Consider the following 13668-nt stretch of genomic DNA (forward strand, 5'->3'; position numbering starts at 1 on the left):
ATGGCAGAGACAGTACTCGATGTTAAAGGCCTTACGGTCACTTTCGAGTTGCATGACCGCGAAGTTCATGCGGTAACCGACATGAACTTCTCGCTCAAGGCGGGGGAAACGCTTGCGGTCGTGGGCGAGAGCGGGTCCGGCAAGAGCCAGGCTTTCCTTTCGATCATGGGGCTTCTTGCGCGCAACGGACGCGCCACTGGCAGTGCCAAGCTGGCGGGTACCGAGCTTGTGGGGATGAACCCACGTCAGCTCGACGAAATCCGCGGCAAGGACATCGCCATGATCTTCCAGGATCCGATGACCTCGCTCAATCCCTATATGCGGATTTCCGAGCAGATGGTCGAAGTGCTTGAGCGGCACAAGCGGATGAAACCCGCCGAAGCGCTCGAACGCGCCAGGACCATGCTGGAAACCGTGCGCCTGCCGGACGCCAAGCGCGTTATCCGCGCCTATCCGCACGAGCTTTCGGGTGGGCAGCGTCAGCGGGTGATGATCGCCATGGCGCTTTTGTGCGAGCCCAAGGTGCTGATCGCGGACGAGCCGACGACGGCGCTCGACGTGACAGTGCAGGCTCAGATGCTCAAGCTTTTCGAGGAGCTGACCGATACCTTCGATACAGCCCTCGTGATGATCACGCACGATCTGGGTGTCGTCGCGGGGCTCGCGGACCAGATGATGGTCATGTATGCCGGGCGCGCCGTCGAAAAAGGCACCGTGGACGAATTGTTCTACAGCCCCCGGCATCCCTATACGCTTGGGCTTCTGCATTCGACACCTCGTGTGGAAGCGAAGTTGGGACGGCTCGATCCGGTCAAGGGGTTGCCGCCCAACCTCACGCACCTGCCGCCCGGCTGCGCGTTCAACCCGCGCTGTGCCTTCAAGACCGAGCAGTGTCTCAAGGAACGGCCCGCGCTCATTCCGCGTGCGGATGGGCGTGTAACCGCCTGCTTCCACGATGACGCCGTCAAAGAAAGAGAAAAGGTGGCCTGATGCAGCAGGATACAGGCGTGCTTTTGAACGTCGAAAACCTTACCAAGACCTTCGCGATCCATGCCGGTCTGTTCCGTCCGCCGCTGACGCTGACGGCTGTCGACAATGTGAGCTTTACCGTCGGGCGCGGCGAAACGCTCGGCATTGTCGGGGAATCCGGGTGCGGGAAATCCACATTGGGGCGCTGCATTCTGCAGCTCATCGAGCCCGATGAGGGCAAGGTTGTGTGGCTGGGCGAGGATCTGACCGCGCTGAGTAAGGACGAGATGCGCCGGACACGGCAGGATTTGCAGATCATCTTTCAGGATCCGCTCGCTTCGCTCAACCCGCGCATGACCGTGGGCGAGATCATCGCCGATCCCTTGAAGACGCTGCGGCCCGACATGAAAGGCAAGCAGCGCATGGCGCGGGTGATGGAGGTGATGGAAGCGGTTGGGCTTCTGCCAGAGATGATCAATCGCTATCCGCACGAATTCTCCGGTGGACAGGCACAGCGGATCGGCATCGCGCGGGCGCTGGTGACCGAACCCAAGCTGATCGTTTGCGATGAGCCTGTCTCCGCGCTCGACGTGTCGATCCAGGCGCAGATCCTTAATCTGCTCGCGGATCTCAAGGAGCAGTTCGGGCTGACGCTGGTCTTCATCAGCCACGACCTTTCGGTGGTGCGGCACGTTTCGGATCGAATCATGGTGCTTTACCTCGGGCGCATCGCCGAGCTGGCGACGGGCGAGGACCTCTACACCGATCCCAAACATCCTTATACCCGGGCGCTTCTTACCGCCGTGCCCATTGCTGACCCTAAACGCGCGCGCGAGCGCACGATCGAGGGGCTGAAAGGCGAAATTCCTTCGCCGATCAATCCACCCTCGGGGTGCTATTTCCGTACGCGGTGTCCGCACGCGCAGGAGCGATGTGCGCAGGTGACACCGCCGCTCGAGCATGTTGGGGGCGGGCGCTACGTCTCCTGCATCCGGTGGCAGGAGATTTAGGCTCTACCGCTTACCGGTTTGTGCGGCGCTCGGCGCCGCGATAGGCGTTCCGCCGGCGCCGGCGATCCGGGCCTGCGTATTCGGGCGCGGAGACGAAGGCGCGCGGGTTGGCGGTGGCGGCGGCGAGCCGTACGCGCAGAACCTCCGCGCTGATCGGTAGGCGTAAGAATTCGTGAATACCAGCGTCGCGGGCGCTTTCGATGTGCCTGCGGTCGGCGCCGCTTGAGATCATGATGACGGGAACGGTTTTATTGGGACCGTTCGTTATGCGCAGGTGGCGCGTGAGCTTGATGCCGCCCTCTGGGCCGATGTCGTTGTCAAGAACCACCGCGTCGAAGGCGCGCTCGGAGAGAAGCCTGGCTGTAAAGGCGCTGTCATGTGTCTCGCTGATCCATTTGACGCCAATGCCGCGCAGCAGTCCCGCGATGACAGACGCGAGGGCCTTGTGAGGAACCGCGACAAGAACGCGCGCCGGCATTGCTTGTCCTTCTCCAGGGAGATTTGGGGACATCCTATGGTTTCCGGCGGTTGAACCTCGCTTAGACAGGTATCCTAGGGAGCTACGCGTAAAGGGTTGATTAAGCTGGAAAGTTCGGGACGGAAAAATGATCGGAAATCCTCTCTGGTGGATCTGTCGTGCGCGTTGACAGATACGGGCTTTGCCCCTATGTTCCGGCCAACTTTTCTCGCGGTGCCTTGAGCCCGCGCCGTTCCCTTATTGTCCGAGGCAGTAGAAATGAAAGTCCGTAATTCGCTCAAGGCGCTGATGACCCGGCACCGCGACAACAAGCTGGTCCGTCGTCGTGGCCGCGTCTACATCATCAACAAGGTCAACAAGCGCATGAAAGTCCGCCAGGGCTGATTGTAGCGTTCGACCGTTTGAATTGAAAAAGCCCGCTTCGAAAGAGGCGGGCTTTTTCTTTGATCGTTTTCGGAGCGACCGTGATGGTGCCGTGCTGAATTGGATCCAGCACGGCACCATCACGGACTTGGCTTGGCGCGTGTCCGAACCGAAAAAGTGGCTCCCACTTTTTCTGGACACGCTCTAAGACCCGCCAGCGCCATCCTGCCCGACAAAGGCGATGCGGAGCATATTGGTGGCGCCGGGAGTGCCGAGCGGCACGCCGGCGGTGATCGCGACGCGGTCCCCCGGACGGGCGATGCCTTCGAGATAGGCGATGGCGCAGGCGCGGTCGACCATGTCGTCGAGCGAGATCGCATCCTCGGTCTGCACGCAGTGCAGGCCCCACACCAGCGATAGCCGGCGGACCGTCGATATCTTGGGCGAAAGCGCGATGATCGGCTTGGCGGGACGCTCGCGTGAGGCGCGGATCCCGGTCGAACCTGAGGATGTATAGGTGACGATGGCTGCGAGATCGAGCGTTTCGGCGACCTGCCGGGTGGCGGCGGAAATTGCGTCGGCGGCGGTAGCTTCCGGCTGGGTCGCCTGGGCGCGGATGATAGCCTGGAAATTGCTGTCCTGTTCAACCGCTACGGCGATCTTGTTCATGGTTGCGACAGCCTGGACCGGGTAGGATCCCGATGCGCTTTCGGCGGACAGCATGATGGCGTCGGCGCCCTCGAAGACGGCGATGGAGACGTCGGAGACCTCGGCGCGGGTCGGCACGGGCGAGGTGATCATGGATTCGAGCATCTGGGTGGCGACGACCACAGGCTTGCCCATGCGGCGGCACATACGGATCATGCGCTTTTGCAAGCCCGGAACCGCTTCGAGCGGCATTTCCACGCCAAGGTCACCGCGGGCGATCATGATGGCATCCGAGAGTTTGATGATTTCGTCCAATTGGTCGATCGCCTGGGGTTTTTCGATCTTGGCGAGCACGCCGGCACGGCCCTGGACGATCTTGCGTACGTCGATAATGTCTTCGGGGCGCTGGACGAAGGAAAGTGCGATCCAATCGGCTTCGACTTCGAGACCAGCCTGAAGGTCGGCGCGGTCTTTTTCCGTGAGTGCGCCCATTCCCAGGAGGGTGTCGGGCAGGGAGACGCCCTTACGGTCCGAGAGTTTGCCGCCGTAAACGATAGAGCAGTTGATCGCTTCGGCGGATTTGGCGGCAACCTTCAATTCGAGCTTGCCGTCGTCGAGCAGGAGCCTGTCACCGACCTTGACCGAAGAGAAAATCTCCGGGTGCGGAAGATAGACACGGGTCTTGTCGCCTGGCATTTCGGAGGTGTCGAGCGTGAAGGTCTCGCCCGGGGTGAGCATCACCGAACCTTCTGCGAATTTGCCGACGCGTAGCTTGGGCCCCTGAAGATCGACCAGAATGCCGATCGGGTAGCGGATGGTTTTCTCGACCGCCCGTATTTTGGCGACAGTCTCCCGCAGCACATCGTGGCTGGCGTGGCTCATGTTGATCCGGAAAACGTCGGCGCCCGCGCGAACCAGTTCTTCGATGATCTTCTGGTCGTTGGATGCCGGGCCGAGGGTGGCGAGAATCTTGACGCTGCGGGATCTTCTCATTGGGGCTCCTGGGTAATTGCATTGGCCTCTGTCAATTGCAGCGTCCAATCGGTTTTGTCTTCGGTATCGAGCTCGAAGAAACCGGTGCGCTCATAGCCGCGCGCCAGGCAGTCTTCGACGCCGAAAATGGTGAAAGGGGAATCCTGGGTGCACATGAACACCGAGCCGTCCCAAGCGCCGCCACCAATGTCGTCGACGGCGTATAGATAGTAATACCGTGCGTTGAGCGGTCCCTGATAAACGATGGCACAGGCATCGGGGTTTGCTACCCACCAACCTTCGGACTGCCACCCGGCCTCGGCGCGATAGCCGAGTGCGATGGATACCTTGTTCTGGGTTTCGTTGCACACGCGCAGGTCTGCCCGGGCCTGATCGGGAAAGAGCGTCATACCCCCGAGAGCGGCGGTAAGCGCGAAGAGAATTGCGGGCAAGGTATTGCGGAGCAATGACGGCAAGGTGACAGTTCGCATGGCTGGTTCGAACGCTGGATGGTTTGAGCAAAAGAGGGGTGCATCTGTCAATTGCTAAGGCCATGTTTTGGCCGAATTAGGTTGCTGCCCACATTATGGGCAGGATCGCGGAAAGGTGAGGAGGGATTGGGTTGTGAGTAAGTGGAGCGGGCACTTGCACACACTGCGCGGTTGGGATTGATAAAGGTCCAAACGAAAGGAGTCCCATGATGGCCGACCACGGAATTGCACGCGATCAGCTCCGCGCCTTCATCGAGCGCATCGAGCGGTTGGAGGAAGAGAAAAAGGCGATCCAGGACGATATCAAGGAAGTCTACGCCGAAGCCAAGGGCAGCGGGTTCGATACTAAGGTCATGCGGCAGATCGTGCGCATCCGCAAGCAGGACCGTAACGAGCGGGCCGAGCAGGAAGCGATCCTCGATCTTTACATGCATGCGCTCGGGATGGTTTTCGATGCTCCGGAAGGATACGCGGAAGCCGACGCGGCGGAATAAGGCCGCATCTGACGCCATCCGCTTCCGAAATTTGACACGATCTGCTGCTGAATTGCGCTCGCGGGGCGTAAGGATTTCGAAAACAGGGGACGATGATGTGGAGACGTGATCGATGGCAGCTGTTGATGCTTGCGGCCGTCGTGGCAAGTGCGTCCGGTCTTGCCGCATGCGGCAGCCGGAATGAACCTCAAGCGGATCAGAGCGCGCAGCCGGTGCCAACGGAAACATCCGGTATGGGTGCGGTCGCTGCTACGGATGAGACGACCACCATGGTGGGGGAGGCCGTTACGGCGCCAGGTTCCGGCGCCGAATCGCTTGAGCGTGCAGGCAGCATGACGATCGCCATCGGTGCCGATCCGGCCGAGACGGCGCGGGCGTTTCTGGTGCCCGGCTATGTGTTCCCTCCGGATGGAGGTGGCGCGCTCGAGGCTCCGGAGGGCAGTGCCCTTGCGACCTATGCCCCCGTTTTCCGCAAGGACGGAGGGCAGTCCGGCTATTATGCGCTTTTGAGCGCGGACGGCGAAATCCTCGTTTTTGACGATCCCAGCAGCGCGCCTGACGAAGGGTTCGTGTTTATACCCTACTATGCGAACACTGGCGGTTCCGGCACGATGCTGACGCTCGGTTATTTCCAGCTCGTCAACGGGGCGCTGGTTCAGCGCAGTTCGATTTTCGTCGACGACCGGGCCGACTGGAAGGGGCTCGACTATCTCGGGGAAGGTCAGTTCGTCATTAGAGCGCTCACGCATGGGGCGGATCAGCCCATGGCCGACGCGCCCGATACGCCGCTGAGCATCATGATCGAGCGCGTTGGCGATACGGTCGTGGAAACCGGGCGCGGCGGGGAAACGGAGATGTCTCCTGAGGGGAGCGACGAGGCTGGCGTGCTTTGGATTACGCCGGATGGCCTCGGCCCGATTACAGCGCAAAGCACATATTCCGATGTAAACCTGTCCGGTTTCCTCCCAAGTGCCGCGCTTATCCGCACGGATGAAGTCATGGGGGAAGCCGGAATGTATTCGACGCTCGCTTTCGACACCGAGAGTGGCATTGTAAGGGTGGACTATCTGCTCGACGGGCCGCTTGTTTCGATCTCCTCGACCGATCCCGGCATTGGCAGCGAACTGGGCATTTGGCCGGGAGACAAGATGGTGGACCACTGGGAGGGCATGGAATGCGCGCCGGGGCTCGAGGTCTTTGCGGCGGGCATGATCTGTTCGAAGCCTGGCACACCGCATCTGGCGGTCTATTTCTCCGGCCCGACGCCGGGCAACGTGCCGGACGGTTGGATGCCCGCGGCAGACGATCCGCTCGCCCGGAAATGGATCGCTGAACAGGTACTGTGGCTCGACGATGTCGACATGGCGCGGGAATACCGCCCGTAGGCGCCCGTTCAGCCCAGATACCTGGCGAAAAAATCGAGGACCGCCCGCCGCATGGCGGGCGTTTCTTCGTGGCCTGCATCCGGTTCGAGAATGCGTACGAGCTTCTCTGGAGCACCGGCATAGGCAGGTTCGAGATCGGCCCAGGCGCGTTCGATTGCGGGCATGGGCGTTAACGCGTCCGAACCGCCGAGGCAGACAAGTTGCGGTCGCGGCGCGATGAGGGCGGCGATATCCCCGGCGTCGGTTTCCGCCAAGAGGCCCGGAACAGTCATATAGATGCCGTGGCCGTCATGAGCGCCCAGTGCGATCATGGTGCGCTGATCAGCGAAGCAGTTGAGGTGGGCGACGGCCTTGATCCGGTCGTCGAGCGCGGCGAGCCAGTAGCTCAACGTGGAGCCCATGGACATGCCATAGGCGCCGATGCGGCCGGCATCGACGTCGGTACGGCTTGCGAGATAGGTGAGCGCGGCGGCCTGCTCGGAAAGCATCTGACTCATCATGCACTTGCCGTACCATAGCAGCGCCTTTGAGGCGGCGGATTCGCTGACCGTGTTCCGTTCGCCAAAGAGTGGCATGTCGATGGCCAGTGCCACATAACCGAGGCACGCGAGGACGGGGCCGAGGGGGTCTTGGAGATATTCCCGGCCGTCGAGCATTTCGCGGGCGCCGATGTCGTATCCGCCACCGTGGGAGTGGGCGTACAGGATTGCCGGACGTGGGGCGTCGATGTCTGTCGGGCGCGTGAGAAAGGCACGAATTTCGGTTTCACCGATGCGCAGGCGGAGGGCTTCGAGGGTGTAGCCGCCGTTCTGCTCGGTGTGTGCCGACACCAGTTTTATTGCAGGTTCCTCAAATCCCAGAATTTGAGCGAACCGGGCGCGGGTAATCGTCATCCTTGCCCTCCTCTTGCAAGTGACGTCTTAGCAAGAGCGCGAGGAAAAGGAACCTGCCGTCGAAAATTCCGTAATCGGGGGATTTATGCGCCCTCATGCCCCGCAGCGTGCAGCGCCCTCAAGGCATCCGCTTCATCGCCGAACGCGCGCAACGCGGTTTCGACGATTGCGGCGCGGTCGAGGCCGGCCTGGGCGTACATATCGGTCTGGCTCGCCTGGTCGATATAGCGGTCGGGCATCATCAGGGGGCGGAATTTTAGGCCGTAGTCGAGCAGGCCAAGCTGGGCGAGCCGAGTGGCAACGTGGGAGCCGAAGCCGCCGATGGCACCTTCTTCGACCGTCAGGAGCACCGCATGGTTGCGGGCGAGGTCGGCGAGGAGCTTTTCGTCGAGGGGCTTGGCGAAACGCGCGTCGGCGACGGTCGTGGGGAAGCCGTGGGCATTTAGCGTTTCGGCGGCGGCACGGCATTCGGCGAGGCGCGTGCCGAAGGAGAGGAGGGCGACCTTGGTGCCCTCGGTCAGGATGCGGCCCTTGCCGATCTCGAGGATGTGCCCGCGCTCGGGCATTTCGACACCGACGCCTTCACCACGGGGATAGCGGAAAGCGATAGGGCCTTCGTTGTAGGCGGCGGCGGTCGTGACCATGTGGCGCAGCTCCGCCTCGTCGCCGGCGGCCATAACAACGAAGTCGGGCAGCGTGGCGAGATAGGCGATGTCGAAGGACCCCGCGTGGGTGGGGCCGTCGGCGCCAACGAAGCCGGCGCGGTCGATGGGGAAGCGCACCGGCAGCTTCTGGATGGCGACGTCGTGGACGACCTGGTCGTAGGCGCGCTGGAGGAAGGTTGAATAGATCGTGCAGAAGGGTTTGAGCCCCTCCGTTGCGAGCCCGGCGGCGAAGGTGACCGCGTGTTGCTCGGCGATTCCGACATCGAAGGTACGGGTAGGGAAGGCTTTAGCGAACTTATCGAGCCCCGTGCCACCGGGCATGGCCGCAGTGATCGCGACGATGGATTCGTCGCGTTCGGCTTCGGCGATCAGGCTTTGCGCAAAGACCGAGGTATAGGACGGGGCATTGGAGGGCGCCTTGGACTGGGCGCCCGTGATGACGTTGAATTTCGAAACCCCGTGATATTTGTCGGCGGCTTCCTCGGCGGGGGCATAGCCCTTGCCTTTCTGGGTCACGACGTGCACGAGGATCGGGCCGTTTTCGGCGTCGCGGACGTTCTTCAAGACCGGCAGCAAGTGGTCGAGATTGTGCCCGTCTATAGGGCCGACATAGTAAAAGCCCAATTCTTCGAACAATGTGCCGCCAGTCCAGAAGCCACGGGCATATTCCTCGGTCTTTTTAGCCTTGTCCTTGAAAAAGGGAGGCAGGATCTGGCTCATGTGCTTGGCCGCATCGCGAAGGCCACGATAGGTGGGGCCGGAGACGAGTCGGGCGAGATAGGCGCTCATCGCGCCGGTGGGGGGGGCAATCGACATGTCGTTGTCGTTGAGGATGACGATCAACCGGGCATCCATGGCGCCAGCGTTGTTCATGGCTTCGTAGGCCATGCCCGCAGAAATCGCGCCGTCGCCGATGACGGCAATGACGTTGCGCTGTTCCCCTTTCAAGTCCGAACCAACCTTCATGCCGAGCCCGGCGGAGATCGAAGTTGAGGAATGGCCGGCGCCGAATGGGTCGTACTCGCTTTCCTTGCGTTTGGTGAAGCCAGAGAGACCGTCTTTTTGCCGTAGTGTGCGGATGCGGTCGCGGCGCCCGGTCAACACCTTGTGCGGGTAGGCCTGGTGGCCGACATCCCAAATGACGCGGTCGTTCGGGGTATCGAAAATATGGTGAAGCGCGACGGTCAGTTCGACCACGCCGAGGCCTGCGCCAAGGTGTCCGCCGGTCACCGAGACCGCGTCGATCACTTCGCTGCGCAGCTCGTCGGCGAGCTGACGCAACTCTTCGTGTCTCAAGCCCCTGAGGTCGGCAGGGGACGAAATGGTATCGAGCAGCGGGGTGGACGGCTTTTCGGGCACTGATTTGACCTTAACTATGAGGCTGATGCGCTCGCATCAGAGTTGCCCCAAGATGTAGTCAGATCAGCGCCTTTTGGCAACCAAACAGGGTTAGGGCGCGTTAACACTTATAGACAGGACCATGACCCGCCCGGAGGGTTTTGCATAAATCGTCCACTGCCAGCGCGTTTCCCGCAGCACGGGGGACAACCCCGCATTGCGAGAAACGCTTGGCATTGAACGATTTATGCAAAATCAAACCCCCGTCTATAAGTGTTAGCAGGCCCTAAGTGCGACAGTGAGCCCCAGCTTATCTTGGCAGCGTCACAAGGATCGAGGGCATCGTGCCGAAGCTCGACATGCCGACGCCAAGGGCAGTGGTGGGGCTGAAACCTGTGTCGAGCGCGGTATTGCCCGGCTGCGTCGAAGGATCGAAATCGGCGTTATCAGGCTCGGTCATGAACCCATAGTGGGCGCTTGCGACGGCGACTGGCGTCAAAAGCGTCTCGGTGACGTGTCCGATGTCGGGGGCGTAGAGTTCGCCGGGACGGGTCGTGAGGCTGGCAAGCGCGTTGGCGGTAGCTTCGTCCGGCTTGCCGTCAATCGGAAGGATCGGCCCTTCGAAAAGGTCGGCGAAGCTCTCAAGGCCCATTTGGGGATTGATGCCGGCGGTCTCGATGCGGTCGGGCGTGAGGATGTCTTGGGGCAGTGGCGTTTCGGAGAGTGCAGGGCGCATGATCGGCGCCGGCGCGGATTGCGCCCGCTCGCCATCCACAAGGTTGGTGGTTGCGCTGGCGGTGGGCGCATAAGCCGACGCGACGACGGCGGGTGCAAAGTCCGGCCGCGGCTGCGGTTCGGGGGCATTGGCTTCAAGCGCGGCGATAGCGAGCGTGCCTTCATTCCCGCCTTCGACGGCTGAAGGCGTGGCAGTGCGCAATTGGGCGAGATCGCGTGAAAGCGAGGGCGGAACAGGCGCCTGGGCTTCGGTGATGAGCTCAGCGACCTGGGTGGCGCCGGCGGCGGTGCCTTCGCGCACTTCGAAGGGGATGTTCTGCGGGGCGGCTTCGGCAGCCGCCGTTGCGGTGCTTAGAGCCGCCGGCCTTTCGGGCGGCAGGCTTGCGAGCGCGATGGGCGCGGAAGATGCAGGAGGGGGAGCCGGCGTTACGGGAACCGAGTTGACGCTGCGCTGGGTGGGTGCGCTCGCGACTTGTGTCGGCTGGCTTGCTTGCTGTTCGTTCGAATTCCCTTCCCCGGTGAACAGGTCCATGAGCGTGCGCGTGGGCCGGTTATCGGCTACTTGCGTATCGGAACCGCTGCCGCCCGTCAGGTTCGAACCGGAACCGCATGGTACACGGTGACACTGGCTATATTGCGCTTGCGCCCAGGCGCGCCCTTCCTGGCTCAGAACATTGCCATTCGAGGGAACGTGCAGGGTGCGGCCGTCGGGAAAGATCTGACGCAATTGCGCCGTGGTCATACGCGGCCAGGCTCGGACCGAGCCGGTATCGAGATGCACAAACGGGCTGTTGGAATTTGGATAATAGCCCACGCCGCCGCCCTGGATGCGGAAACCGAGTTCGCGGATTTTCGAGACCGGAACGCCGGGAATGTAGAAATCCATGGCCATGCCGCGCATGTGATTGGAGTTCTTAGCGACAGCCGAAGAGCGTGCGGCGAGCATGGCGTTGGTTTCGGGAGCCCGATAGGCCGAGACCACGTGAACAGGCTGATCGGAGCCGGTAGCCTGATAAACTTCCCAAATGATGTCGAACAGCGCAGGGTCCATCTCGGTGGGTTCGTTGCGGCGCCAGTCGCGCAGGAACCAGTTGAGCTGGTCGAGGCCCGACTGCACGTAGCGGCCGTTGCGCTTGAAGGTGATGCGCGCGGTTTCTTTCGTGTGGGTGTAGTAAAGATAGAGTGTCCGCTCGCTTGCCGCGTTGGCGGGCACCGTGGTCGGAAGAATGGCCGTCAGCGCCAAAAGGCAAGCCAACACCATGCGCATCATGCGTTCGTAAAACTCGATACCCCTATACGCCACGCCCGGACCGCCCGTAATTTGTGTCAAATGCTACGAAAACGCTAACACAAACTCCATCTAGAGACTGTTAACGCTAACGGGAGCCCAATGCCACCCCTGCCTGCTCCGGTGAGCCTATAAGAGCACAACACGGCGCGGGTGGGGCGAAAATGTTACCGGGTGCTTAAAAGGTCCCTGCTTGCTGAATAGGGGATTCTACGGCGGTCGGTCAGCGCTCCATTCCGAGCATTTCGATGACGCGGGCGTTGTGACCGTAGATATCGCCATAGGATCGCACCGTTGCGTCCTCGCCCACACGCAGAGTGAAATAGGCGAGGTGGACGGGCACCTGGCGTTCCATGTTGAACCAGCGCTCGCTGCCGCCCAAGGTGTTCTGGAGCGCGGCAACAGTGAGGTCCGGCTCGTGCTCCAGCAGGGCTTCGGCGAAGGCGAAAGGGTCCTGCACGCGGACGCAGCCATGGCTCAATGCGCGCATGGAGCGGGCAAACAGGCCACGGGCGTTGGTATCGTGCAGGTAGACGTCGTGGGAATTGGGGAAAAGGAATTTGACCTGTCCCAACGCATTCGATCTTCCCGGGCGTTGACGGACGCGGAATTGATTGGGGTTGGCCTCGGTCCAGTCCACGCTCCAAGGATCGACTGCACGGCCGCCGTAGAGCAGTTCCATGTTTTGACTGGCAATATAACCGGGGTTCGAAAGGACGCGCGGTATCACCTCGTTGCGGAGGATTGAGGAGGGGACGTTCCAGTAAGGGTTGGTGACGACGTGCCGGATCATATCCGAGAAGATCGGTGTCTGGTTGCGCGCAGTGCCGACGATAACGCGGGTGTTCCAGGCCGATTGCCCGTCGCGCATGACGTCCAGACGGAATTCGGGAACGTTGACGAGGACATTGAAGGTACCCAGGTCCTCAGGCATCCAGCGCCAGCGTTCCATATTGGCGACGATATCGGCGATGGTTGCGCCGTTGGCGCCATTGAGCGCGGCTACAGTCGCCGGTCCCACGACGCCGTCGACATTCAAACCGATTTCGCCCTGGAAGGCTTCTACCGCGGCAACGAGGGTCTCGTCGTAGAGGTCCGGCGGGAGGGTTTCGTCCTCGGGGGGCGCAATGCCGAGGCGCTCACGAAGCGCCGGGACGCGCAGGTCGGTCATACCCGGGCGCAGCAGCTTGCCGTCGTCGATCACCACTGGCGCTTCGATTTCGCCGGCATAGTGTTTCGCCAAAAGTTCGCGCAGGGCTACGAATTCACGGTGGGTGGGGTGGTACCCCATGAGGATCGCGGCGGGGTCGTCCGACGCTGCGAGCGCGTCGAACAGGGTGGTCTCGTCGATCCTTTTCGGAGCGATGTCGATGTAACCGGACACGGTGCGCGGATCGAGGCGACCGGAATGGGCATCCTGAGCGTAGCGGAGCATCGCGGCGGAAAAAGCCCCTTCGAGCGCGGCCAGCGCTTGAGGGTCGCCGGCGGCGGCTTTGACGTCCAGATCTTCGGTCAGGTAGTCCTTGGGGTCCAGGCCTTGGAGATAGGCATTTTCGAACAGATCCATGACGTCCTGGGCCTGGGCCGAGAACGCAATCGTGCCGTTTTCATCCTCGGTCAGCCAGAGGGGCTCGAAATGGCGCGCGCCATAGAAATAGTAAAGCTGCCGAGCATCGGTTTCGGCCCTGCTGCCCTCTGGCGCCGCTTCAATGGCGTCGCGCAGGCCCTGGCGTATCGTGGTCGCCAGCGGATTTTGCGGCGGTGCGATAACGATGCGCGAAGCCTCGACGCCGCCGATGACGACCGATTCGAGTGCAATTGCGTTCGATGTCAGTGCCAGCATGGAAAGGCCGGCGAACGCCCCTAGATAAAATTTCTTCATCAAATGCCCGGTTTCAAACGGTTTTTGCCCATTGCCCAAAACGCGCATCAAGCCCCA

Annotated in this window: 12 protein-coding genes; 5 read left to right on the forward strand and 7 right to left on the reverse strand. The window is 61.7% G+C overall.

All coding sequences use genetic code 11. The annotated features are described in order from the left end of the window. Entirely contained in the window at positions 1 to 990 is a 990-nt protein-coding gene (locus LG281_RS15665; RefSeq protein ID WP_404402308.1) for an ABC transporter ATP-binding protein, read from the forward strand. Further along, positions 990 to 1979: an ABC transporter ATP-binding protein gene (locus LG281_RS15670; protein WP_404402310.1), complete on the forward strand. Its 990-nt coding sequence runs from the start codon at positions 990 to 992 to the stop codon at positions 1977 to 1979. The genes LG281_RS15665 and LG281_RS15670 overlap by 1 nt, the downstream gene beginning before the upstream one ends. A gap of 10 nt (positions 1980 to 1989) precedes the next feature. On the opposite strand, the gene LG281_RS15675 is transcribed toward LG281_RS15670, so the two are convergent. Then, positions 1990 to 2457: a response regulator gene (locus tag LG281_RS15675; RefSeq protein WP_404402312.1), complete on the reverse strand. Its 468-nt coding sequence runs from the start codon at positions 2455 to 2457 to the stop codon at positions 1990 to 1992. A gap of 258 nt (positions 2458 to 2715) precedes the next feature. Between LG281_RS15675 and ykgO the strand changes: the two genes are divergently transcribed. Next, positions 2716 to 2841, forward strand: a complete 126-nt coding sequence (gene ykgO, locus LG281_RS15680) for a type B 50S ribosomal protein L36 (RefSeq protein ID WP_231804201.1) — start codon at positions 2716 to 2718, stop codon at positions 2839 to 2841. 183 nt (positions 2842 to 3024) lie between these two features. On the opposite strand, the gene pyk is transcribed toward ykgO, so the two are convergent. Together pyk and LG281_RS15690 are read right to left on the reverse strand one after the other, a co-directional pair. Then, entirely contained in the window at positions 3025 to 4461 is a 1437-nt protein-coding gene (pyk, locus tag LG281_RS15685) for a pyruvate kinase (RefSeq protein WP_404402315.1), read from the reverse strand. Then, positions 4458 to 4931: a DUF1036 domain-containing protein gene (locus LG281_RS15690; protein ID WP_404402316.1), complete on the reverse strand. Its 474-nt coding sequence runs from the start codon at positions 4929 to 4931 to the stop codon at positions 4458 to 4460. Before LG281_RS15690 ends, pyk begins: the two co-directional genes overlap by 4 nt. A gap of 209 nt (positions 4932 to 5140) precedes the next feature. Between LG281_RS15690 and LG281_RS15695 the strand changes: the two genes are divergently transcribed. Next, positions 5141 to 5425: a DUF2312 domain-containing protein gene (locus LG281_RS15695; RefSeq protein WP_404406790.1), complete on the forward strand. Its 285-nt coding sequence runs from the start codon at positions 5141 to 5143 to the stop codon at positions 5423 to 5425. 233 nt (positions 5426 to 5658) lie between these two features. Further along, positions 5659 to 6810: a hypothetical protein gene (locus LG281_RS15700; RefSeq protein WP_404402318.1), complete on the forward strand. Its 1152-nt coding sequence runs from the start codon at positions 5659 to 5661 to the stop codon at positions 6808 to 6810. A gap of 8 nt (positions 6811 to 6818) precedes the next feature. Here the strand turns inward: LG281_RS15700 and LG281_RS15705 are convergent, their stop codons facing one another. The 4 genes from LG281_RS15705 to LG281_RS15720 all read right to left on the reverse strand — a co-directional run bounded on the left by LG281_RS15705 (position 6819) and on the right by LG281_RS15720 (position 13611). After that, a complete protein-coding gene (locus LG281_RS15705; RefSeq protein WP_404402320.1) occupies positions 6819 to 7703 on the reverse strand; it encodes an alpha/beta hydrolase family protein in 885 nt (294 codons plus the stop codon). 83 nt (positions 7704 to 7786) lie between these two features. Next, positions 7787 to 9727, reverse strand: a complete 1941-nt coding sequence (gene dxs, locus LG281_RS15710; protein ID WP_404402322.1) for a 1-deoxy-D-xylulose-5-phosphate synthase — start codon at positions 9725 to 9727, stop codon at positions 7787 to 7789. 289 nt (positions 9728 to 10016) lie between these two features. Then, positions 10017 to 11744 carry a DUF882 domain-containing protein gene (locus tag LG281_RS15715; protein WP_404402324.1) on the reverse strand — a complete coding sequence of 576 codons (1728 nt, stop codon included), beginning with the start codon at positions 11742 to 11744 and terminating at the stop codon, positions 10017 to 10019. 208 nt (positions 11745 to 11952) lie between these two features. After that, positions 11953 to 13611 carry a murein L,D-transpeptidase gene (locus LG281_RS15720; protein WP_404402326.1) on the reverse strand — a complete coding sequence of 553 codons (1659 nt, stop codon included), beginning with the start codon at positions 13609 to 13611 and terminating at the stop codon, positions 11953 to 11955. Positions 13612 to 13668 lie beyond the last annotated feature (57 nt).

The organism is Pelagibacterium halotolerans (assembly GCF_044811015.1).
GTDB classification, from domain to species: domain Bacteria; phylum Pseudomonadota; class Alphaproteobacteria; order Rhizobiales; family Devosiaceae; genus Pelagibacterium; species Pelagibacterium halotolerans_A.